21 protein-coding genes are annotated in these 20,822 nt (G+C 68.1%); 15 read left to right on the top strand and 6 right to left on the bottom strand.

Annotated elements, in window-relative coordinates; all coding sequences use genetic code 11:
- Positions 1-14 precede the first annotated feature (14 nt).
- From K1Y73_RS11835 to K1Y73_RS11825, 3 genes are read right to left on the bottom strand one after another with little or no spacing between them, the layout of a single operon-like run.
- Entirely contained in the window at positions 15-1,481 is a 1,467-nt protein-coding gene (locus K1Y73_RS11835; RefSeq protein WP_225028503.1) for an NAD-dependent succinate-semialdehyde dehydrogenase, read from the bottom strand.
- 17 nt (positions 1,482-1,498) lie between these two features.
- Positions 1,499-2,698: an iron-containing alcohol dehydrogenase gene (locus K1Y73_RS11830; RefSeq protein WP_225028502.1), complete on the bottom strand. Its 1,200-nt coding sequence runs from the start codon at positions 2,696-2,698 to the stop codon at positions 1,499-1,501.
- The gene (locus K1Y73_RS11825; RefSeq protein ID WP_225028501.1) at positions 2,659-3,747 is read right to left on the bottom strand and encodes an Ldh family oxidoreductase; all 1,089 of its coding nucleotides are present in this window, start codon (positions 3,745-3,747) and stop codon (positions 2,659-2,661) included. Before K1Y73_RS11825 ends, K1Y73_RS11830 begins: the two co-directional genes overlap by 40 nt.
- A 115-nt stretch (positions 3,748-3,862) precedes the next feature.
- On the opposite strand from K1Y73_RS11825, the gene K1Y73_RS11820 reads away from it, so the two are divergent.
- The 15 genes from K1Y73_RS11820 (at position 3,863) to K1Y73_RS11750 (ending at position 18,935) form a co-directional block, all read left to right on the top strand.
- The gene (locus K1Y73_RS11820) at positions 3,863-4,552 is read left to right on the top strand and encodes a GntR family transcriptional regulator (protein WP_225028500.1); all 690 of its coding nucleotides are present in this window, start codon (positions 3,863-3,865) and stop codon (positions 4,550-4,552) included.
- Positions 4,553-4,554: 2 nt separating this feature from the next.
- A complete protein-coding gene (locus K1Y73_RS11815) occupies positions 4,555-6,171 on the top strand; it encodes a sugar ABC transporter ATP-binding protein (RefSeq protein ID WP_225028520.1) in 1,617 nt (538 codons plus the stop codon).
- Positions 6,137-7,126 (top strand): ABC transporter permease, encoded by a 990-nt coding sequence (locus tag K1Y73_RS11810; RefSeq protein WP_225028499.1) that lies wholly within the window; start codon positions 6,137-6,139, stop codon positions 7,124-7,126. Before K1Y73_RS11815 ends, K1Y73_RS11810 begins: the two co-directional genes overlap by 35 nt.
- Before the next feature lie 48 nt (positions 7,127-7,174).
- Positions 7,175-8,137 carry a substrate-binding domain-containing protein gene (locus tag K1Y73_RS11805; RefSeq protein ID WP_225028498.1) on the top strand — a complete coding sequence of 321 codons (963 nt, stop codon included), beginning with the start codon at positions 7,175-7,177 and terminating at the stop codon, positions 8,135-8,137.
- A gap of 65 nt (positions 8,138-8,202) precedes the next feature.
- The gene (locus K1Y73_RS11800) at positions 8,203-8,790 is read left to right on the top strand and encodes a DJ-1/PfpI family protein (RefSeq protein WP_225028497.1); all 588 of its coding nucleotides are present in this window, start codon (positions 8,203-8,205) and stop codon (positions 8,788-8,790) included.
- Between the two features lie 374 nt (positions 8,791-9,164).
- Positions 9,165-9,989, top strand: coding sequence for an alpha/beta fold hydrolase (locus K1Y73_RS11795; RefSeq protein WP_225028496.1), 825 nt, complete (start codon positions 9,165-9,167; stop codon positions 9,987-9,989).
- Positions 9,989-11,083, top strand: coding sequence for an ABC transporter substrate-binding protein (locus K1Y73_RS11790; protein ID WP_225028495.1), 1,095 nt, complete (start codon positions 9,989-9,991; stop codon positions 11,081-11,083). The genes K1Y73_RS11795 and K1Y73_RS11790 overlap by 1 nt, the downstream gene beginning before the upstream one ends.
- A 126-nt stretch (positions 11,084-11,209) precedes the next feature.
- A complete protein-coding gene (locus K1Y73_RS11785; protein ID WP_225028494.1) occupies positions 11,210-12,922 on the top strand; it encodes an ABC transporter permease in 1,713 nt (570 codons plus the stop codon).
- A complete protein-coding gene (locus K1Y73_RS11780; RefSeq protein ID WP_225028493.1) occupies positions 12,915-13,994 on the top strand; it encodes an ABC transporter ATP-binding protein in 1,080 nt (359 codons plus the stop codon). Before K1Y73_RS11785 ends, K1Y73_RS11780 begins: the two co-directional genes overlap by 8 nt.
- A 4-nt stretch (positions 13,995-13,998) precedes the next feature.
- Positions 13,999-14,622 carry a GntR family transcriptional regulator gene (locus tag K1Y73_RS11775; RefSeq protein WP_225028492.1) on the top strand — a complete coding sequence of 208 codons (624 nt, stop codon included), beginning with the start codon at positions 13,999-14,001 and terminating at the stop codon, positions 14,620-14,622.
- 69 nt (positions 14,623-14,691) lie between these two features.
- Complete coding sequence (locus tag K1Y73_RS11770; protein WP_225028491.1) at positions 14,692-15,483, top strand: HpcH/HpaI aldolase family protein; 792 nt, start codon at positions 14,692-14,694, stop codon at positions 15,481-15,483.
- On the top strand, positions 15,476-16,276 hold the full coding sequence (locus K1Y73_RS11765) for an aldolase/citrate lyase family protein (RefSeq protein ID WP_225028490.1): 801 nt from the start codon (positions 15,476-15,478) through the stop codon (positions 16,274-16,276). Before K1Y73_RS11770 ends, K1Y73_RS11765 begins: the two co-directional genes overlap by 8 nt.
- A 52-nt stretch (positions 16,277-16,328) precedes the next feature.
- The gene (locus K1Y73_RS11760) at positions 16,329-17,228 is read left to right on the top strand and encodes a proline iminopeptidase-family hydrolase (protein ID WP_225028489.1); all 900 of its coding nucleotides are present in this window, start codon (positions 16,329-16,331) and stop codon (positions 17,226-17,228) included.
- Between the two features lie 5 nt (positions 17,229-17,233).
- Positions 17,234-18,073, top strand: a complete 840-nt coding sequence (locus K1Y73_RS11755; protein WP_225028488.1) for a carbon-nitrogen hydrolase family protein — start codon at positions 17,234-17,236, stop codon at positions 18,071-18,073.
- Positions 18,074-18,164: 91 nt separating this feature from the next.
- Positions 18,165-18,935 carry a helix-turn-helix transcriptional regulator gene (locus K1Y73_RS11750; RefSeq protein WP_225028487.1) on the top strand — a complete coding sequence of 257 codons (771 nt, stop codon included), beginning with the start codon at positions 18,165-18,167 and terminating at the stop codon, positions 18,933-18,935.
- A gap of 411 nt (positions 18,936-19,346) precedes the next feature.
- Here the strand turns inward: K1Y73_RS11750 and K1Y73_RS11745 are convergent, their stop codons facing one another.
- The 3 genes from K1Y73_RS11745 to K1Y73_RS11735 all read right to left on the bottom strand — a co-directional run.
- A complete protein-coding gene (locus K1Y73_RS11745) occupies positions 19,347-19,766 on the bottom strand; it encodes an EVE domain-containing protein (RefSeq protein ID WP_225028486.1) in 420 nt (139 codons plus the stop codon).
- Entirely contained in the window at positions 19,763-20,035 is a 273-nt protein-coding gene (locus K1Y73_RS11740) for a YciI family protein (protein ID WP_225028485.1), read from the bottom strand. Before K1Y73_RS11740 ends, K1Y73_RS11745 begins: the two co-directional genes overlap by 4 nt.
- A 3-nt stretch (positions 20,036-20,038) precedes the next feature.
- Positions 20,039-20,822: NAD(P)H-dependent glycerol-3-phosphate dehydrogenase (locus tag K1Y73_RS11735; RefSeq protein WP_225028484.1), on the bottom strand; the 784-nt coding region annotated here is incomplete at its 5' end.

The following is a 20,822-nucleotide window of genomic DNA, read 5'->3' as shown; positions in this document are numbered from 1 at the left end:
CCCCCCTGGCGCCGTCAGAAGTTCACCGCGAAATACTTGGGCTCCATGAATTCCAGGATCCCGGTCACCCCGCCTTCGCGCCCCAGCCCGCTTTGCTTGGCCCCGCCGAAGGGCGCCGCCGGATCGGACATCAGCCCGCGGTTGATCGCGACCATGCCGGTCTCGATCCCCTTGCCCACCCGCAGCGCGCGGGAAAGGTCGCGCGAATAGACATAGGCGGCAAGCCCGTATTCGGTCTCATTGGCCAGCGCAATCGCCTGGTCTTCGGTGTCGAAACGATAGACGGGCGCGACGGGGCCGAAGATTTCCTCATGCGCGATCTCGGCCTGGGGCGAGACATCGGCCAGCACGGTGGGCGGATAGTAATAGCCCGAGCCGGGCAAAGGCGTGCCCCCCGTCACCAGCCTGGCGCCGAGATTAACGGCCTGGGTGACCAGCCGGTCGATCTTCTGCACCGCGCGCGGGGTGATCATCGGGCCGACCTGGCTTGCAGGATCGGTGCCGGGGCCAACCTTCAGCGCCGCCATCCGCGCCGCCAGACCGGCGACGAAGGCATCATGAATGCCGGATTGCACGTAAAAGCGGTTGGCCGCGGTGCAAGCCTCGCCCGCGTTGCGCATCTTGGCGATCATCGCGCCATCCAGCGCGGCGTCCAGATCGGCATCGTCGAAGACCAGGAAGGGCGCGTTGCCGCCCAGCTCCATCGAGCAGGAGACCACGCTCTTGGCCGCCTCGGCCAGCAGCACCCGGCCCACGCCGGTCGATCCGGTGAAAGACAGTTTCCGCACCCGCGGATCGGCCAGCATCGCGTTGGTCACCGGGCCCGGCTGCGCGGTGGTCAGCACATTGACCACCCCGGGCGGCACGCCCGCCTGGGCCCCCAGTCGCGCCATGGCATAGGCGGTCAGCGGGGTTTCCGAGGCGGGTTTCAGGATCACCGTGCAGCCGGCCGCCAAAGCGGGGCCGATCTTGCGCGTGGCCATGGCGGCGGGGAAGTTCCAGGGCGTGATCAGAACGGCAATGCCGATCGGGTCATGGTCGACCAGAATATGGTTGGCGCCCGAGGGCGCATGGCGGAATTCGCCGGGAATGCGCACGGCTTCCTCGGCATACCAGCGGAAGAATTCCGCCGCATAGGCCACTTCGCCGCGGGCATCGGCCAGCGCCTTGCCGTTTTCCATCGCGATCAGCCGGGCCAGATCCTCGGCATGCTCGGTCATCATCTGGAACCAGCGCCGCAGGATCTCGGCCCGCTGCCGGGGCGGGGTCGCGCGCCAGCCGGCGGCGGCGGAATGGGCCGCATCGACCGCGCGCAGCGCATCGGTGGGGCTGGCATCGGCCACCTCGGCCAGCACCCCGCCGGTCGAGGGGTTCAGCACCGGAATGCCCGAACCGGGCAGCCAGTCGCCGCCGATGTAAAGCCCGGCCGCATGCAGGGCGGGATCGGCGAAATCGGCAAGGGGGGCGGCATCAAGGGTCATGTCGGGTCCTTTCGGGGTCATTGGATCAGCCGCGCATCGCCGAAGAAGGCCGCGCGCAGAAGCCGGGTCATGTCTGCCCGGTCCAGCGGGCGGGGGTTGTTCTGGATCAGCCGCTCGATGCCGCAGGATTGCTCGGCCACCCAGTCGATCCGGTCTTCGGCCAGGCCCAGGGCCGCCAGCGTGGGCGGAATGCCGATGCGGGCAAACAGGGCCGCGATGGCGGGGATCACCGCATCCGGGCCGTCCAGCCCCATGGCTTCGGCCATCTGCGCCAGTTCGGGCCCGATGGCCGGGCGGTTCCATTCCATGACCCAGGGCATCAGGCAGGCGACGCCCTGGCCATGCGCGGTATGGGTCAGCGCGCCGACCGGATACTGGATCGCATGCGCTGCCGCCGTGCCCGCCACGCCGAAGGCCAGACCCGCCAGGCTGGCGCCCTGCATCACCTGCGCGCGGGCGCCGATGTCGGCGCCATCGCTGCAGGCCTGTTCCAGCCCGCGCCACAACAGCCGGATCGCCTCAAGCGCGAATGTGTCGGAGATGGCGTTCTTGCCGATGAACACCCGCTCTTGCGTCAGATGTGGCGTGACCGGGCGGCGGGTGGCGGTGAAGGCCTCGATCGCATGGGTCAGCGCATCGGCGCCGGCAATGGCGGTCAGGCCGGGCGGACAGCTGAGCGTCAGTTCCGGGTCGCAGATCGCGGCGGTGGGAATCAGATGCGGGCTGGAGATCCCGACCTTCAGGCTGCGTTCGGCATCCGACAGAACGGCGACCGGGGTGACTTCCGACCCGGTGCCGGCGGTGGTCGGCAGGGCGATCAGCGGCAGAATGGGCCCGGGCACCTTCAACTCGCCGTAATAATCCTGCGGGCGCCCGCCATGGCTGAGCAGAAGGGCGATGCATTTCGCCATATCCAGCGCCGAGCCGCCGCCGATGCCGATCACCAGATCGGCGGCAAAGTCGCGGGCGGCCTTGGTCGCGGCAAGCGAGCTGTCGACGGGCACATCGGGCAGCGTGCCGCTTTCGACCCGCACCACCAGCCCGTGATCGGCCAGATCCTGCACCATGGCCTGAAAATCGGCCTCGGCCGCCAGCCGGGCATCGGTGACGACCAGCGCCCGCCGCCCCAGGCCCCGGGCGATCCGCCCCAGCGCCCGGCGCTGGCCGGGCCCGTAGATCACCTCTCGCGGCGGCCTGATCGTGCCGAAATGCTCCATTCTTCTTCTCCTCCGTTGGTCTTTCTGGGGCTGAGTCCGCGGCTGCACAGCCCGCGCAATTCGTCGAGCAGGGGCTCGGGGATATCGATGCCGTCGCGCTGCGCCGCCGCCTTGCGCCGCCGCGCGCCATCGCCCGGAATGGCAACCGGCGTGTCGGGGCAGGCGGGGCGCGAGGCGCGCAGCAGGTCGAGATAGGCGGTCAGCCGGGCCGCACCGCCGATCACGCCCGAAACCGCGCCGGGGTCGATCAGGATCAGCAGGTCGCCCTTGGTGGCGGGATGGCTGGCATCCAGCGTGCCGCGGACCTGCGGCGCCAGCTCGGACCCGGCCAGAAGCGCCACGATCAATTCGAACGCCAGGCCCAGCCCATAGCCCTTGGCCCCACCAAAGGGCGCCAGCGCCCCGGATTTCGCCGCTTCGGCATCCTGCGTCGGCTGGCCCGCGGCATCGACCGCCCAGCCTTCCGGGATCGGTTCGCCGCGCAGCGCATGGGCATGGATGCGGCCCATCGGCACCTGGCTGGTCGCCAGATCCAGCACGAAGGGCGCCGCCCCGGTCGGAATGCCGATGGCAACGGGATTGGTGCCCAGAAGCGCCTGGGTGCCGCCCTGCGGATGGACCAGGGCCTCGCTGGTGGACAGGACGATCCCGATCATCCCGCGCGCCGCGGCCTCTTCGACGTAATAGGCCAGCATGCCCAGATGATTGGTGTCGCGCAGCGCCGCCATGGCGATGCCGGTGGTGCCCAGTCGCGTCGTCAGCGCCTCAAGCGCCGCCATCAGCGCCACGGGGCCCAGCGCCCGCTGCCCGTCAACCTGCAGAACCCCGGCCGAGCGCCAGCGGTGCCGCCCCTTGGCCGCCGGATCGGCCAGGCCCGCGTCGATCCGCGCCAAAAGCCGCGGCAGGCGCATCAGCCCATGCGAGGGCAGGCCGCGCAATTCCGCTTCGATCAGCAGATCGGCCTGCAGCCAGGCCGCGGCCGCCGGGGCGCCGCGCTGGTCGAGAAGGGCTGTCGCCAGCCGTCGCAGACGGTGTTCCGGGACTCGCATCCAAAATCCTATATGCGATCATATACGATATTGTATTTGACATTTGATAGGACGTTTGTAAACCATCCGCTTGCAGCAAGACGGCTGCTGCACACAGTCAGGGCGGGGCGTGAGAATGGGAATCGTTGCCGAAACGGGCGCAGGTGGGGCAGCATCGCTGCGGCCGGCCAGCGTGGTGGATGGCGTCTATGACAGCATCTACGAACGCATCATGTCGCTGGAAATCGCCCCCGGCGCGCGGATCCCGATCGACGTGATCGCCCGCGACCTGAACGTCTCGCAAACCCCGGTGCGCGAGGCGCTGTCGCGGCTGGAGCGCGAAGGGCTGGTGCGCAAGGCGCATCTGATCGGCTACAGCGCCTCGCCCCAGCTGTCGCGCAAGGAATTCGAAGACCTGTTCGCCTTCCGCCTGCTGCTAGAGCCGGAATGCGCCCGTCTGGCCACGCTGAACCTGACGCCGGACAGCCTGCGCCAGCTGGAAGAGGCGGCGGCCGACATGGGCCATGGCGAGGCGCCGGTCGACCGCACCAGCCGCTATTCGCGCTTTGCCCGGGCGGATGCGCATTTCCATGATGCGATCCTGAAGATCGCCGGCAATGCGGTGGTGCGCCATGCGCTGGCCGACCAGCATGTGCATCTGCATCTGTTCCGGCTGATGTTCCACACCCGCGTCACGCAAGAGGCGCTGGAAGAACACGAAAACCTGCTGGCCGCCTTCCGCGCCGGCGATGCCGCCGCCGCCGAGACGGCGATGCGCGAACATATCTCGCGCTCGCGCGATCGGCTGATGCTGGCTTTCGAATGACGATGGCCGCGATCCTGCCTTCCGCGCCGGCCCAGCCCGCGGCGCCCGCCGCCCTGGTCGTGCCGGCCTTGCAGGCCGAGGCGCTGGGCAAGACCTATGGCGCGATCACGGTTCTTTCCGATGTGACGCTGGACATCCTGCCGGGCGAGGTTCACGCCATCATCGGCGAGAATGGCGCCGGCAAGTCGACGCTGATGAAGCTTCTGTCGGGCTATGTCGCGCCGACCGAAGGCCAGATCGCGCTGGCCGGCCAGCAGGTGGCCTTTGCCGATGCGGTTGCGGCCGAGGCGGCGGGCGTGGTGCTGGTGCATCAGGAAATCCTGCTCGCCCCCGATCTGACCGTGGCCGAAAACCTGTTCCTGGGTCGCGAGCTGACCCGCGGGCCGATGGTCGATGACCGGGCGATGAACCGGCGCACGGCCGAGGTTCTGGCCTCGATCGGGGCGCATTGCCATCCGCGCGACCGGGTGGGCGGCCTGCCGCTGGCGCAGCGGCAGCTGGTGCAGATCGCCCGCGCCCTGCTGGAGCCGCGCCGGGTGGTGATCTTCGACGAACCGACCGCGGTTCTGGCCAATGACGAGGTCGCGGCGCTTTTGAACGTCGTGCGGGGCCTGCGGTCGCAGGGGGTGGCGGTTCTGTACATCTCGCACCGGCTGGATGAGGTCGAGGCGCTGGCCGACCGGATCACCGTTCTGCGCGACGGCCGCAAGATCGGCACCTGGCCCGCCGCCGGCCTGTCGCAGCGCCGCATGGCCGAGCTGATGGTGGGGCGCGAGCTGGACATGCTGTACCCGCACAAGCGGCCCCCGGCCACGGCCGAGCCGCTGTTGCAGATCGAAGGGCTCAGCGTCGATCACGGCGCGGTCGAGGCCAGCCTGTCGGTCCGCCCGGGCGAGGTTCTGGGCATCGGCGGCATGATCGGCTCGGGCCGGACGGAACTGTTCGAGGGGCTGATGGGCCTGCGCCCGTCGCATGCGGCGCGGATTGCGCTGGCGGGCAAGCCGGTCAGCGACCGGACAGTGCGCGGCTGGCAGGCGGCGGGGCTGGTCTATCTGACCGAGGACCGCAAGGGCAAAGGCCTGCTGCTGGACGAATCCCTGGCCACCAACCTGACGCTGCAGGCGCTGGACAGCCTGCATCCCGGCCCGGCCCTGGACCGGCGCGGCGAGTTGCGGGCCCTGGAGCAGGCGGTGGCCGAATATGACATTCGCGTCCGCGCGCTGGATCTGAACGCGGGCCAGCTGTCGGGCGGCAACCAGCAGAAGCTGCTGCTGGCCAAGGTGATGCTGACCGACCCGTCGGTGGTGATCATCGACGAGCCGACCCGCGGCATCGACATCGGCAACAAGAGCCAGATCTACGATTTCATCGACCGGCTGGTGCGGGCGGGAAAGGCGGTGATCGTCATCTCGTCGGAACTGCCCGAACTGGTGGGCCTGTCCGACCGGGTGCTGGTGATGCGCGGGGGGCGCATCACCGCCGAGCTGACCGGCGACGAGATTTCCGAACACAGCGTCGTCTATGCGGCGACCAGCGGCGAGGGCCAGTCGGCCGCGCCTGCAGAAGAAGGGGGAGGAGACCCTGATGACAAGCACCACCACCAACATCGCCCGGGCTGAGGCGCCGCGCCGCTTCCGCTGGGCCGATGCAGGGCCATTCCTTGCACTGGCGCTGGTGGTTCTGATCGGCGTGGTGATGAATTCCAGCTTCATGACCGGCACGAACATCGCCAATGTCGTGACCCGCTCGGCCTTCATCGCGATCATCGCCGTGGGCGCGACCTTCGTGATCTCGTCGGGCTGCCTTGACCTGTCGGTCGGCTCGATGATGGCTTTCGTGACCGGGATCATGATCCTGACCATGAACCGGCTGGAGCCGTCGCTGGGCGCCAATGCGATCTTTGCCGGCGCCCTGGTCGGGCTTGTCGTCGGCGCGCTGTGCGGACTGGCCAACGGGCTGATCGTGACCCTGGGCAAGATCGAGCCCTTCATCGCCACGCTGGGCACGATGGGCATCTTCCGGGCGCTGATCACATGGATGTCCGACGGCGGCTCGATCCCGATCGACCGGGCGCTGCGCGATCCCTACCGGCCGGTCTATTTCGGCAATGTGCTGGGCGTGCCGCTGCCGGTGGTGATCACCCTGATCGTGGTGCTGGCGGGGGCCTTCCTTCTGTACCGCACCAAATACGGCCGCCGCTGCATGGCTGCCGGGTCGAATTCCGAAGTGGCGCGGTTTTCCGGCGTCTCGGTGGCGCGGGTGCGCACGCTGGCCTTCGTGATCCAGGGGCTTTGCGTCGCCATCGCCGCGATCTGCTATATCCCCCGGCTGGGCGCAGCGACCCCGACCACCGGCCAATTGTGGGAATTGCAGGTCATCACTGCGGTCGTCATCGGCGGCACGCTTCTGCGCGGCGGCAAGGCGCGGATCTGGGGCACCGTGGCCGGCGCCCTGATCCTGGAGGTCATCGCCAACCTGATGGTCCTGTCGAACATGGTGTCCGAATACCTCGTGGCCGCGGTGCAGGGGGTGATCATCATCCTCGCCATGCTGGCCCATCGCTTCATCAGATAACCGCCCAGCGGGAGGGGCGGAGAATTCCAACCGAGGAGGAGAAGAGAAATGACGATCATCACCAGACGGGCGCTTGGGGCTCTGACGGCGGCAAGCCTTGTCGCTCTGACCGCGACCGGCGCCTTGGCGCAGGACAAGAAGATCATCGCCGTGTCGATCCCGGCCGCCACCCATGGCTGGACCGGCGGCGTGGTCTATCATGCCGAACAGGCGGAAAAGGAAATCGAGGCGGCCTTCCCGAATATCGACGTGATCGTGAAGACCTCGCCCTCGGCCGAGGCGCAGGTCTCGGCGCTGGAAGACCTGTCGGCGGCGCAGAAGCTGGATGCGCTGGTGATCCTGCCCTTCACCTCGGAAGAGCTGACCGGGCCGGTGCAGACGGTGAAAGAGGGCGGCACGTTCATCGCCGTCGTCGACCGCGGCCTGACCGATCCGGCGATTCAGGATCTGTATGTGGCGGGCGACAACATCGCCGTGGGCGCCAATACCGCGAAATGGCTGGCCGAGAAGCTGGGCAATGAAGGCAAGATCGTGGTGCTGCGCGGCATCCCGACGGTGATCGACGATGAACGCATCCAGGGCTTCACCGATGTGATCAAGGGCACGAATATCGAAATCCTCGACATCCAGTATGCGAACTGGAACCAGGACGAGGCCTTCACCCTGATGCAGGACTATCTGGCCAAATACCCGCAGATCGACGCGGTCTGGGCCAATGATGACGACATGCTGCTGGGCGTTCTGGAAGCGGTCAAGCAATCGGGCCGGACCGAGATCAAATATGCGCTCGGCGGCAACGGGATGAAGGATGTGATCGAGATGGTGATGGCGGGCGATCCGGTCACCCCGATCTCGACCCCCTATCCGCCCTCGATGATCAAGTCGGCGATCTACATGACCGCGGCGCAGTTCTCGGGCCAGGCGCCGATGCGCGGCTCGTTCAAGCTGGATGCGCCGCTGATCACGCCCGAGAATGCCGAGCAGTTCTACTTCCCCGACAGCCCGTTCTAAGCCTTCGCCCCCGGCGCCCGAAGGGCCGCGCCGGGGGCATTCCCGAAAGCCGACAGGAGGAACCAATGGCCGGCAAGAAAATCCTGATGCTCTGCGGCGAGTTTACCGAAGAGTATGAAATCTACGTCTTCCAGCAGGGGATGGAGGCCGTGGGCCACACCGTCCATGTGATCTGCCCCGACAAGAAGAAGGGCGAGATGATCCAGACCAGCCTGCATGATTTCGAGGGTCACCAGACCTATATCGAGCGGTTCGGCCATCTGGCCGAGATCAACAAGACCTTCTCGGAAGTCGATCTGAACGAGTATGACGCGGTCTATTGCGCCGGCGGCCGGGGCCCGGAATACATCCGCACCGACAAGCGCATCCAGGCGATGGTGCGGCATTTCCACGAGGCGAAGAAGCCGATCTTCACCATCTGCCACGGCGTACAGATCCTGATCGCGGTCGATGGCGTGGTGCGCGGCAAGAAGGTGGCGGCGCTGGGCGCCTGCGAGCCCGAGGTGATCCTGGCGGGCGGCACCTATATCGACGTCAAGCCGCACGAGGCCTATGTCGACGGCACGATGGTCTCGGCCAAGGGCTGGACCGGGCTGGCCGCCTTCATGCGCGAATGCCTGAAGGTGCTGGGCACCGAGATCCGCCACAGCTGATCGCAGGGGCGCAGGCGGGCCCGCCCCGCCTCTGCGCCCCATGCGGGCCGCTGCAGGGCCGACCCTGCAATTTCTACCAGCTGGGCCGCTGCCGCATAATGCCCTAGCCTGACCCGATTGGCGGATTGACCATCGGGGGACGGCTTGGACCGGCAGTTCTGGGCAGAATACGCGCTGCAACCGGCGATCCCGCCTTGGGCTGGGGTCGCCTTTCGCGTTTTGCACGCCGCATGCCCGGGGGCCGTTCGGTCTGCCCCGGTCGGGGCAGATGCGGCTGACCTTGCGCCCCAAACCCGCAGCGCCCGAATTCGGGTTGACAGGGGCGGGCTTTCGTCACCAAAAATTGGCGCCAATATGTGCGATAAAGGTGCGATGTGACGCTTCAGCTTTCCCTTCGTCAGGGTGAAACCCGCGCGGCGCAGGATCCGCGCTTTGGCCTGGCCTGGCTGTCTTCGGCCGCGCCGGGGCAGGCGGCGCCGCTGGTCTTGGCCGTTCATGGCTCGCATCGCGACCATCTGGCCACGCGTGACGCCTTCCTTCCCCTGGCGGAATCCCGGCCGCTGCATGTCTTGGCGCCGCTGTTCCCCGAAGGCCTGACCGAGGCCGGATATGGCGACGGCTACAAGTTCCTGTCGGAACCTGGGATCGACTATGTCGCGCTGCTGGACGGGATGATCGCCGGCTTCGCGGCCGATCATGGCCCGGTGCAGGGCCGGCCGCTGCTGTTCGGCTTTTCCGGCGGGGCGCAATTCGCCCATCGTTATGCGCTGTTCCGCGCCGCGCAGCTGTCAGGCCTGGTGATCGCCGCGCCCGGCGCCGTCACCCTGCCGCGGGCCGATCTGCCCTGGTGGCCGGGTCTGGACGGGGCCAAGGCCGCCACCGGCTACACGCCCGATCTGCCATCGCTGCGGGCGATTCCGGTGCTGCTGACCATCGGCGCCGAGGATCGCGCCACGGGCATCCTGCGCAGCGACCCTTCGCAGCGCCATTTCTCGGCCCAGGCCGGCGTCGCCGGGGCAGACCGGATCGCCCGCGCCCAGGCGTTGCAACGCGCATTGGCCGATCAGGGCGTCGCCGCGGCGCTGATCCAGATCCCCGGCGCAGGTCATGACCTGCTGCCCAATGTCCAGGCTGCCTTGCCGGTGATGGCCGGCTGGCTTGGCGATCTATATCCAACAGAGAGAAGAAGGAGACCATAATGCAGAACGCCTTCATCCGCACCCTTGCCCTGGCCTTGATGGTCGCAGGCCCGGCCCTGGCCGAAGGGGTGCCCGCGGGCTATCCCGCCGATTACGCCGCCAAGCTAAAGGCCGCCCGCGCCGAGGGGTCGCTGCTGATCTATTCCAACATGGGCGATGACAATTGGCGCCCGGTGATCGCCGCTTTCGAGGCCGCCTTCCCCGGCATCACGGTTGAAAACCTGGAAATGGGCCCGGCCGAGGTCTTTTCGCGCTACCGCGCCGAAACCGCCACCGGCATCGCCTCGGCCGATCTGATGGTGGCAGGATCGGTCGTCGACTGGATCCATGCCTCGGACGAAGGGATGCTGTCCGATTATACCTCGGTCGAGGCCGGCCATCTGCCGGGCTGGAGCCATGCATTGCCCGGCGTCTACACCTTCTCGGCCGATCCGATGGTGACGATCTTCAACACGGTTCTGGTGCCCGAAGATCTGCGCGCCGATACGATGGAAGGCTATTTCGCCAATATCACCGCCCATCCCGAGGTTTTCGACGGCAAGGTCGGCAGCTATGACGGCCGCTATGCCTTTGGCGGGTCGATCAACTATGCTTTCGTGCGCAAGCATGGCGATGCCGCCTGGACCTGGTTCGAGGCCGCGGGCCCGCTGACCCGGCCCGGCGGCGGCGCGGGCGGCATGATCGAGAAGACCCTGACCGGCGAGCTGACCTCGGCCTTCTTCGTCTCGGGCGCCTCGCTGTTCCCCAAGCTGACCGGCGCCACCGCCCAGATGATCTCCTGGACCTTCCCCAAGGACGGCACGCCGGTCTTCCTTCGCGGCATGGGCATCGCCGCCAAGGCCGGCCACCCCGCCGCGGCCGAAGTCTTTCTGGATTTCCTTCTGTCCGAAGCCGGCCAGAAGGCGATCGCCGAAGGCGGCCTGACCGCCTATCGCCCCGGCGTGATCGCCGAGGGAGAGACCCGCTATTCGCTGGATGAGGTGATCGCGGCGATTGGCGGGGCGGAAAACATGATCCTGATCGATTATGACCGCGCCATGCTGGCCGATGAGGCCAGCTTCACCGCCCGCTGGGCCGCGGCCTTCAAGATGTGATCGGCAGGGCGGGACGAGGCCCGGTCAACGGGCCCGCCCGCCCCGGCGCCGGGCCGCGCCGGCCGACGCGCGGCCCCTTCTTCGCGCCCGCAGCCCCTGCGGGCCCAACCTTCAAGGATGTCAAAGATGGCAGCATCTTCCGCGCTTCGCGCCACCGATGGCGGCCGGTCTCAGGCGGTGCAATGGCTGATCTGGCTGGTGACGGCGGTGCTGATGCTGGCGCCGGCCCTGCCGATCCTGTTGCAGGTCTTTGTCGACCGTCCGCTTTACGACAGCGGCTGGCAGTATGGCTTCGGCAATATCACCGCGCTTCTGACAAGCCCGGCCTTTGGCCGCGCGCTGCTGACCACGCTGGTCTTTGCCGCGCTGACCGTGGTGATCGCCCAGGCCATCGGCATTTTCGCCGCCATCGTGCTGGGCCGCACCGACCTGCCGGGGCGCAGCCTGATCGGCGGGGTGCTGATGTGGCCCTTGTACCTGTCGCATCTGATCTTTGCCGTGGGCTGGCTGATCGCCTATGGCCCCTCGGGTCTGGTGACGCAATTCGCCACCCAGATCGCCGGAGGCGCGCCCTGGACGCTGTATTCGGTTCTGGGCATGGCGGTGGTCGCAGGCGTCAGCCAGGCGCCGCTGGCCTATCTGTACTGCCTGTATGGCGCGGTGAAATCGGTCGATCCGGCGCTGGAATCCGCCGCGCGCACCGTGGGCGCCGGGCCTTTTGCCGTGCTGCGCCGGGTGACGCTGCCGCTGATGCTGCCCTCGATCGTGACTTCGGCCGCGCTGAACCTGATCATCGCGGTCGAGACCCTGTCGATCCCGCTGTTCCTGGGCCGCCCGGCCAAGATCGAGACGATCTCGACCCAGCTTTACATGCTGGGCGTGGCCTCTTCGACGCCGCAATACGGGCTGATCGCCTCGTCCTCGTTGCTGCTGATCGTGCTGGTCGCGGCGACGCTGATGCTGCAGCGGCTGATCCTGCGCCACAGCCACCGCTACGAGACGGTGAAGGGCAAGGGCGTGCGAACGGCGCCGCTGCGGCTGGGGCCCTGGCGCTGGCCGCTGGCGCTGGCGATGTGGGCCTTCCTGGCCTTGGGCGTGATCGTGCCGGTGATCTGCATCGTGCTGCGCGCCTTCACCAGTTTCCTGTCGCCGCTGATCGCGCCCTGGCATGTGCTGACGCTGGACAATTTCCGCCAGCTGTTCGGCAATGCCACGCTGGTCCGGTCGATCGGCAACACGTTCTTCGTGTCCATCGCCGCGGCGGTGATCGCCACGCTTCTGGCGGTGATGATCGCGCTGGTGGTGCAAAGGTCGAACTTCCGCCTGAAGGGCTCGCTTGAGGCGCTGGCCTATTCGCCCCGGGTCATCCCGGGGATGATCACCGGGATCGGCGTTTTCTACGCGGCCATCGTGCTGCCGCCGATGGGCTGGCTGCGCGACAGCCTGTGGATCCTGGTCATCGCCTATGTGATGGCGGCGCTGCCTTTGGGCCTGGGCGTCATCCAGCCCGCCGTGGCGCAGATCAGCGCCGATCTGGACAAGGCGGCCCGCAGTTCCGGCGCCGACTGGCTGGCCGCGATGCGCCGGGTCATGCTGCCCTTGCTGCGCGCCGCCATGGCCGGCAGTTTCGTTCTGCTCTTCGTGTCCTACCTGAAATCCTATGTCATCGCGATTTTCCTGATGGCTCCGGGGCTTGAGGTCATGGGCGTGTCGATGCTGACGCTTTGGACCAATGGCGAAGTGGGCGTCACCGCTGCCTTCGCAAGCCTGCAAATCCTTGGCATCGCCGTCTTCCTGACCGCGGCGCGCATCCTGATGGGGGTGAAGCTTTATGACTGATCTGGTCCTGACCGGCCTGCGCAAGACCTATGGCGATTTCGTCGCACTCGACAGCACCGACCTGACGGTCGAGCAGGGCGAGTTCCTGACGCTTCTCGGCCCGTCGGGCTGCGGGAAATCCACCACGCTGGCGGCGATTGCCGGGCTGGATGTGCCCAGCGGCGGGCGGATCACCTTTCAGGGCCGCGACCTTTACAATGCCGAGACCGGCCTGTGCCTGCCGCCCGAGGCGCGGAATTTCGGCGTGGTGTTCCAATCCTACGCGCTGTGGCCGCATATGACGGTTGAAAAGAACGTTTCCATGCCGCTGGAGCTGCGCCGGGTGCCCGCGGCCGAACGTCGGGCGCGGGTGGCCGAAACGCTGGAGCTGGTGGGGCTTGCGGCCTTTGCCAGGCGCTATCCGGGCGAATTGTCGGGCGGCCAGCAGCAGCGCGTCGCCCTGGCCCGGGCCATCGTCTTCAAGCCGCCGCTTCTTCTGCTGGACGAGCCGCTGTCCAACCTGGATGCGCAATTGCGCCTGCAGGCCCGCAGCTGGCTGAAGGACATCCAGCGCAGCCTTGGCCTGACGACGATCTATGTCACCCATGATCAGGAAGAGGCCCTGGCCATGTCCGACCGGATCGTGGTGATGAAACAGGGCCGCATCGTGCAGATGGGCCGGCCCGAAGACATTTACGGCACGCCGCTGCACCCGTTCTCGGCGCAATTCGTCGGCAGCGCCAATCTGCTGGAGGCCGAGCTTCTGTCTGTCGGCGACGATGGGTTGGCCCGCGTCCGCCTGCCCAATGGGCCCGAGATCCTGGGCCATGCGCCGCTGCCCCTGACCGGCGCGGGGCCGGTTTCGCTGGTGCTGCGGCCGGAACGGATCGGGCTGGCGCCGGTGGCCGGGCCGGGGCCGGTCAATGAAATCATTGTCCAGGCCGGGGCGGTCAGCTATCTGGGCGAGGGGTACGAACAGGTGCTGGACCTTGCCGGCCAGAGCCTGCGGCGCAAGGGAGAGCGGGCGATGACCGAAGGGCCGGGCAGGATTCAGGTCGCGGCGGCCGATCTTCTGGTTTTCCGCAAGGATTGATCCGATGACTGCTGCCCCAAAGGCCAGCGTGCTGCTGCGGGAAAGGCTGTATGACGACATTTGCGCGGGCCAGTTCCGGCCCGGCGAATGGCTGCGTCAGATCGACCTGGAAGCCCGCTACGACATGCCGCGTTTCGCGGTGCGCCAGGTTCTGGCCGAGCTGACCATCGCCGAAGTGCTGGAACATGTGCCGAACCGGGGCTTCCGCATCTCGGAGCCCAGCGTCGAGAAGCGGATCGAGATCACCGAGGTGCGGCTGAATCTGGAAATCCCGGCCAGCCTGGCGGCGATGCAGCATGCGACGGCCGAGGATCTGGACCAGATCGAGGCCGCCGCCCAGGCCTATATGCGGGCGCTGGACGGGCGGCCCTGGGCCGAGATCCGGCAGGCCAATCACGCCTTCCACCGAAGGCTTTTGCAGCCCTGCCCGAACGAGACGATGCGCAATCTCGTGCATACGCTGCGCGAGCGCAATCTGCCCGGCGCCTGGCAGGCGGGCCCCGCGCAGCTGCAGCGCTCGGGCGAAGACCATCTGCGCATCGTTCAGGCCATGCGCCAGCGCGACGAGACGGCGCTGCGCGACAGCATCGCCGCGCATCTGACGGCCTGGCGCGCCGCGCAGACCTAGAAGAAATTGCATCTGACCGCGCTTCGGGCGCCGGTCTAGCCTGCCTGATGCCATAAGCGGGATCGGACCATGCCTTCCTCTTTCAGACAGCGGCTGCTGGCCGGCCGCGCGGCGCATGGCGCCTTTCTGTTTCTCGGTTCGGCCGAAGTGGCCGAGGTCATGGCGCTGGCGGGCTATGATTTTCTGATCGTCGATCGCGAACATGTCGCCGCGGGCCCCGATGCGGCGCTGGCGGCGCTGCGGGCGATCCGCTCGGTCAATCCAGACATCGCGGTGCTGGCGCGGCTGAACGCGGTCACCCCGGGCGAGGTGAAGCCGCTTCTCGATGCCGGGTTCGACGGTCTGATCGCCGCCGATCTGCGCGGCGTCGACGAGGCGCGGGCGCTGGTTCAGGCCGCGCATTACCCGCCGCTTGGCCGGCGCGGCGCGCAATTCACCGTCTCGCGCGCGGCGCGTTTCGGGCTGGATCCCGATCCGGTCGCCCGGGCGCGCGCGGGCACGCTGCTGATCGGTTCGATCGAATCCCGCGCGGGGCTTGAGGCGATTGCCGATATCGCCGCGGTCGAGGGGATGGATGGGCTGTTCATCGGCCCGCTGGACCTGAGTGCCGATTTCGGCCGGTTCGGCGATCTGACCCATCCCGATCTGGCCCATTCCATCGCGCGGGCCGAGGCGCTGATCCGCGCCTCGGGCCGGCTTCTGTGCGGGCCGACCCTGCCGGGGCAGGCCGTGCCGGCGCTGTTTGCGCGCGGCTATGGGCTGGTGACCTCGGCCTGCGACACCGTGCTGTTGCGCGATGCGGCGCGGGCGGCGGTTGCGGCCGCGCAAAGCTTGAACGAAAGGGCCCCCGGCCATGACTGACGCCCCCCGCATGAACCCGCTGATCGCATTGCTGGACCAGGGCCGCCCCGCCATCGGCGTCTGGACCGCCGCCCTGGCCGCGCCGCGCATGGCCAAGGTTCTGGCCGCCAGCGGGGTGGATTTCATCGTCGCCGATCTGGAACATGAGATCCCCGATCCTGCCGCTTTGCGTGGCTTCCTGACCGGGGTGCAGGATTTCGCCCGCCGTTTCGGCCCGGTCTCGGCGCCTTTCGCGCCGCCCGGACAGGCGCCCGCGGTGATCGTCAAGGTCGCCGGCCGCGCCGGCTGGGACCCGCGGCAAGAGATCGCGACCGTGCTGAAGCTGGGCCCCGCCATGGGCATCTGGCTGCCCTTCGTCGAAAGCCGCGCCGATCTGGACCGCGCCCTCTCGGCCATGCGCGGGGTCGAAGGCTTTGCCTATGCCGGGCTGAACACGCTGGATCCCGACCGCCGCGATCTTTGGCCGCTGAACCCGCGCGGCGAATATCTGCTGGTGGCGATGATCGAATCCGAGGCCGGCGTCGCCCATGCCGAAGAAATCATCTCGACCCCCGGTCTGGGCGCGGTGGAACCCGTGCATCTGTCGCCCGAAGCCGAGGCGCATGTGCTGGATCTGTGCCGCAAGCATGGGGTGCTGGCGGCGGTAACAGCCGCGGGCGCCGAGGTGCCGGCGCGGCTGGCGCAGGGCTACCGGCTGATCAGCCTGGGCTGGGATTACGCGCTGATGGCCGAAGCGCTGGCCAGCCGCCTGACCACCGCCCGTGACAGTTGCCCTGAAATTTCTTGCAGATAGCCGCGGGCCCGCCACCCGTGCAGATAATCCGGTGACCTGCCCGGAGGATAGAATGACCGACCCGACCCACCGCGAAGGCTATGCGCCCTTTGGCGATTGCCAGACCTGGTATCGCGTCACCGGCGATCTGCATTCGGGCAAGGTGCCGCTGGTCGCGCTGCATGGTGGGCCGGGCTGCACGCATGACTATATCGACAGCCTGACCGATCTGGCCGCCACCGGCCGCGCCGTGGTGCATTACGACCAGATCGGCAATGGCCGCTCGACCCACCGGCCCGAGGCGCCGGCCGGGTTCTGGACCGTCGATCTGTTCCTGGCCGAGCTGGACGCGCTTCTGGCGCATCTGGGCATTGCCGGGCGCTACGCCCTGCTGGGCCAGTCCTGGGGCGGCATGCTGGGGGCCGAACATGCGGTGCGCCAGCCCAAGGGGCTGCACGGGCTGGTGATCGCCAATTCGCCCTCGTCCATGGCGACCTGGGTCGAGGGCTGCAATGCGCTGCGCCGCGATCTGCCGGCCGAGGCAGCCCGGGCGCTGGACGCGGGCGATGCGACGGGCGACTACCGCAATCCCGCCTATCTGGACGCCTCGCGCCTGTTCTATGAACGCCATGTCTGCCGGGCACTGCCCTGGCCGGACGAGGTGACCCGCACCTTCGACTGGATCGACCGCGACCCGACCGTCTATCATACGATGAACGGGCCCAGCGAGTTTCGCGTCATCGGCAGCCTGCGCGACTGGTCGGTGGTCGACCGGCTGCCGCAGGTGCAGGCGCCGACGCTGGTGATCTCGGGCCGCCATGACGAGGCGCAGCCGATCACCGTTCGCCCCTTTGCCGAGCGCATTCCCGGGGCGGAATGGGTGATCTTCGAGAACTCAAGCCATATGCCGCATGTCGAGGAGCGCGCGCTTTACATGCAGACCGTGGCCCGCTTTCTGGACCGACTGGAGTAAGACCGATGGCCATCTGGAAAACCGCAGCCCTGCAACTTTGCACCACCGCCGATGTGGCGGCCAACAATCGCCAGATCGAGACGCTGGTGCGCCAGGCTGCCGCGGCGGGCGCGCATCTGGTCAGCCTGCCCGAGGCCGCGAATATCCTGTTGCGCAACAATCTGGATTATCCCGCCACCTGCCGGGTCGAGGCCGAAGACAGCACGCTTGCCCTGTGCCGGGCGCTGGCGGCCGAGCTGGGGATCTGGCTGCATGCCGGATCGCTGCTGATCCGCCAGGACAGCGGCGACAGGGTGTGGAACCGCGCCTATCTGATCGCGCCGGACGGACGGATCGTCACCACCTATGACAAGCTGCACACCTTCGACGTGGCCCTGGGCAATGGCGCGGATTTCCGCGAATCCGCCGCGGTCGCGCCGGGCGACAGCGCCGTCGTGGTGGATCTGGGCGCCTTCCGGCTGGGCCTGTCGATCTGCTACGACCTGCGCTTTCCCTATCTTTTCGACGCGCTGGTCCAGGCCGGGGCGGATGTGCTTATGATCCCGGCCTCGTTCTCGCCCGTCACCGGCCCCGTGCATTGGGAGCCGCTCTTGAAGGCGCGCGCCATCGAAAGCGGCGCCTATGTGGTCGCGGCGGCGCAATGCGGCATGCGCGACGGGGTGCGGGTGCATGGCCATTCGATGATCGTCTCGCCCTTTGGCGAGATTCTGGCCGAGGCGGGCGATGCGCCCGAGGGGCTGATCGTCGATCTCGACAGCGATCTGATCGCCGAGACCCGTCGCCGCCTGCCGGTGCGGCAGCAGCGCCGCCAGATCGGGCAGCCCCGCCTGGTCCGCGGCTTTTGACGGGCCGCGACGGCGCCATGCGGGCGGGGCAAACTTGACGGGGCTGGCAAGCTATGCGCTGAGTCCAGCCAGGATTTCCGCAGAGGGCGCCATGCAAAGCCAGGGCCGCGGCGCGCGCCAGACCGGGCAAGGCCGCTTCGATCGCCAGATCGACGCCGCGCATCGCAGCGTCGACCGTTTCGGGATGGAGGCGGTGATCTACGATTTCGCCGCCGTGCCCTTCACCCCCGAAGGCGCGCTGATCACGCCCTCGGTCCTGGCGCTGCGCAACATGCCGGCAGACATGCCGCAGCTGTGGCGCGCGGGTCTGTATCAGGAAGACCCGGTGCAGCACCGGGTCTTGCGCAGCACCCGCCCGATCTACTGGTCGTATCACACCGAAGAGCCCTCGGCCCTGCAGGGCAGCGAAGCGGGCAGGGGCCCGGTCGCGACCTATCTCTGCGATCATCGCCTGGCGCGCGGCGTGACCGTGTCGGTGCAAAGCCGCGGCCAGGGGGTGGCGACCGTCACCGGCATCTGGCGCGCCCGCCCGCCCGCGCGGATGCTGCAGGGCCCGCTGATGGCCGAATTCCTGATGATGGCCCATGCGCTGCAGGACGAGATCCTGGCGGATCTGACCCCCGAGGACCGGATGACCACCGCCGTCCGCCTGACCCCGCGCGAGCTGGAATGCCTGCGGCTTTGCGCCGAAGGCCATCCCGACAAGCAGGTTGCGCATCTGCTGGGCCGGTCGCTGTCGACCGTGGTCATGCATCTGCAATCGGTGATGCACAAGCTGGGCGCGCGCAACCGTGCCCAGGCGGTGGCCCGCGCCGCGCATTACGGGCTTCTGGGCCCGACCGCGCCGTCCCGGCCGCATTAAGGCCGAACCCGTCCCATTCGTGTCAAATGCCCGGCGCTTCGGCTTTGCCTGCGCCCCGCGAACGGGTGTAAGGTCAGATCAACAGGGCAGAACCGCCCAGGACCCTTTTTCTGACACATGCGGTGCTAGGGGAGCATGTGGGGTGGATGGAGGGTTCTGTAGGGGTGCAGGGCCCTCCATTTCCGTTTCGCGCCGACCCGATACCTGCCGCACAGGCGCCAGACCCCGGAGGAAGTCTCCGAAGGAAGCGCCCGAGCCAGACCCCGGCAGACCTGGCGCGGATCGCGTCCCGCGGCCGTCCTGCGGCCGCCTTGGCTTGACGCTGCGCGCAGGGCGCGCGCGGAACAGCGCCCGCCGCTTGCACAGGGGGTAGGCCCAGGACTTCGCCCAGCACTCGGCCCAGACCTCGGCTCAGGGCTCGATCCCGCCCAGCCGGCAGATGATATCCCATTCGGCATCGCTGACCGGCTGCACCGACAGGCGCGAGTTGTTCACCAGCACCATCTGTTCCAGCCCCGGCGTCACCTTGCATTCGTCAAGGCCGATCGGCCGCTTCAGCGGTTCGACCGCCTTGATCCAGACGCAGTCCCAGCGCGGATCCTCGGTCGTGCTGTCGGGCGTGCTTTCGCGGCAAACCTCCACCACGCCGACAATCTCTTTGCCGATGTTCGAATGGTAGAAGAAGCCGCGGTCGCCGATCTTCATCGCCCGCATGTTGTTGCGGGCCTGATAGTTGCGCACGCCGTGCCATTCCTCGCCTTCGTCGCCCTTGGCCAGTTGGTGATCCCAGCCCCAGACGTTCGGTTCGGATTTGAACAGCCAGCGGCTCATCCGACCACCTTCTTCCACTCCCGGATCTCGACCTTGTCGAACAGCCCGGCCTTGGCATAGGGGTCGCCCGCGGCCCAGGCCTGCGCGGCGGCCAGATCGGCCACGTCAAGCACCACCAAGGATCCGCACATGCCGCCTTCGGCATCCAGGAACGGACCCGCCATCTCGACCACGCCGGTCTCGGCGATATAGGCCAGATGCGCGTCGCGATTGGCCTTGCGCAGGTCCAGATGGCCGGGCTTGTCGGTACAGATCAGCGCAACGCGCATGGGTCATTCCTCTTTCAGCGGGCGGGTCATCAGCGCTTTCACCGCCTCTGCCACCCCGATTTCGCCTTGCACCAGTCGCGCCACCATGGCCGCGACCGGCAGTTCAACGCCTTTCGACAGGCCCAGCCGCACCGCGGCCCGGGCTGTCGCCACCCCTTCCACCGTTGCCGCGGGCGGCGCTTTCCCCGCCCCCAGCGCCAGACCATGGGCAAAGTTGCGCGACTGCGCCGAGGTGCAGGTCAGGATCAGATCGCCCAGTCCCGACAGTCCCGCCAGCGTCTCGGCCCGCGCGCCCATCGCCTCGGCCAGCCGCAGCATCTCGGCATAGCCCCGCGTCACCAGCGCGGCGCGGGCACTGTCTCCCAGACCGGCCCCGATGACCACCCCCGCCGCAATGGCGATGACATTCTTCATCGCCCCGCCCAGTTCCGCGCCGATCACATCCGCCGTGCGATAAAGCCGCAGCGCCGGCGTCGACAGCCGCGCCTGCAGCGCCTCGGCCCCCGGCCCGGCGCAGGCCAGCGTCAGCGCCGTGGGCAGGCCGCGGGCGATATCGGCGGCAAAGCTGGGGCCCGTCAGCACCGCCAACTCGCCGCGCGCCCCGGCGGCCGCGATCACCTCGGCCGGGCCTTCCAGCGTGGTCAGGTCCAGGCCCTTGCAGCAGGCGATCAGCGCGCGGTCCAGCAGCAGGCCGCCCTCGGCCGCCAGAAACCCGGCCAGAGACTGCATCGGCATCGCCAGCAGCACCGCGTCGCAGGGGGCCAGATCGGCCAGATCGCCCTCCACC

The organism is Xinfangfangia pollutisoli, assembly GCF_020179405.1.
GTDB lineage: Bacteria > Pseudomonadota > Alphaproteobacteria > Rhodobacterales > Rhodobacteraceae > Pseudogemmobacter > Pseudogemmobacter pollutisoli.
Note: the sequence above shows the minus strand (reverse complement) of the source record. Positions and strands in the feature narration are given on the sequence as shown.

Bases quoted from the DNA above. Each gene is read 5' to 3' on its own strand.
- K1Y73_RS11755 (WP_225028488.1), top strand. From the start codon at position 17,234: ATGGCCATCTGGAAAACCGCAGCCCTGCAACTTTGCACCACCGCCGAT.
- K1Y73_RS11835 (WP_225028503.1), bottom strand. From the start codon at position 1,481: ATGACCCTTGATGCCGCCCCCCTTGCCGATTTCGCCGATCCCGCCCTG.
- K1Y73_RS11785 (WP_225028494.1), top strand. From the start codon at position 11,210: ATGGCAGCATCTTCCGCGCTTCGCGCCACCGATGGCGGCCGGTCTCAG.
- K1Y73_RS11745 (WP_225028486.1), bottom strand. From the start codon at position 19,766: ATGAGCCGCTGGCTGTTCAAATCCGAACCGAACGTCTGGGGCTGGGAT.
- K1Y73_RS11800 (WP_225028497.1), top strand. From the start codon at position 8,203: ATGGCCGGCAAGAAAATCCTGATGCTCTGCGGCGAGTTTACCGAAGAG.
- K1Y73_RS11805 (WP_225028498.1), top strand. From the start codon at position 7,175: ATGACGATCATCACCAGACGGGCGCTTGGGGCTCTGACGGCGGCAAGC.
- K1Y73_RS11790 (WP_225028495.1), top strand. From the start codon at position 9,989: ATGCAGAACGCCTTCATCCGCACCCTTGCCCTGGCCTTGATGGTCGCA.
- K1Y73_RS11770 (WP_225028491.1), top strand. From the start codon at position 14,692: ATGCCTTCCTCTTTCAGACAGCGGCTGCTGGCCGGCCGCGCGGCGCAT.
- K1Y73_RS11760 (WP_225028489.1), top strand. From the start codon at position 16,329: ATGACCGACCCGACCCACCGCGAAGGCTATGCGCCCTTTGGCGATTGC.
- K1Y73_RS11775 (WP_225028492.1), top strand. From the start codon at position 13,999: ATGACTGCTGCCCCAAAGGCCAGCGTGCTGCTGCGGGAAAGGCTGTAT.
- K1Y73_RS11810 (WP_225028499.1), top strand. From the start codon at position 6,137: ATGACAAGCACCACCACCAACATCGCCCGGGCTGAGGCGCCGCGCCGC.
- K1Y73_RS11765 (WP_225028490.1), top strand. From the start codon at position 15,476: ATGACTGACGCCCCCCGCATGAACCCGCTGATCGCATTGCTGGACCAG.
- K1Y73_RS11825 (WP_225028501.1), bottom strand. From the start codon at position 3,747: ATGCGAGTCCCGGAACACCGTCTGCGACGGCTGGCGACAGCCCTTCTC.
- K1Y73_RS11780 (WP_225028493.1), top strand. From the start codon at position 12,915: ATGACTGATCTGGTCCTGACCGGCCTGCGCAAGACCTATGGCGATTTC.
- K1Y73_RS11820 (WP_225028500.1), top strand. From the start codon at position 3,863: ATGGGAATCGTTGCCGAAACGGGCGCAGGTGGGGCAGCATCGCTGCGG.
- K1Y73_RS11815 (WP_225028520.1), top strand. From the start codon at position 4,555: ATGGCCGCGATCCTGCCTTCCGCGCCGGCCCAGCCCGCGGCGCCCGCC.
- K1Y73_RS11740 (WP_225028485.1), bottom strand. From the start codon at position 20,035: ATGCGCGTTGCGCTGATCTGTACCGACAAGCCCGGCCATCTGGACCTG.
- K1Y73_RS11750 (WP_225028487.1), top strand. From the start codon at position 18,165: ATGCAAAGCCAGGGCCGCGGCGCGCGCCAGACCGGGCAAGGCCGCTTC.
- K1Y73_RS11830 (WP_225028502.1), bottom strand. From the start codon at position 2,698: ATGGAGCATTTCGGCACGATCAGGCCGCCGCGAGAGGTGATCTACGGG.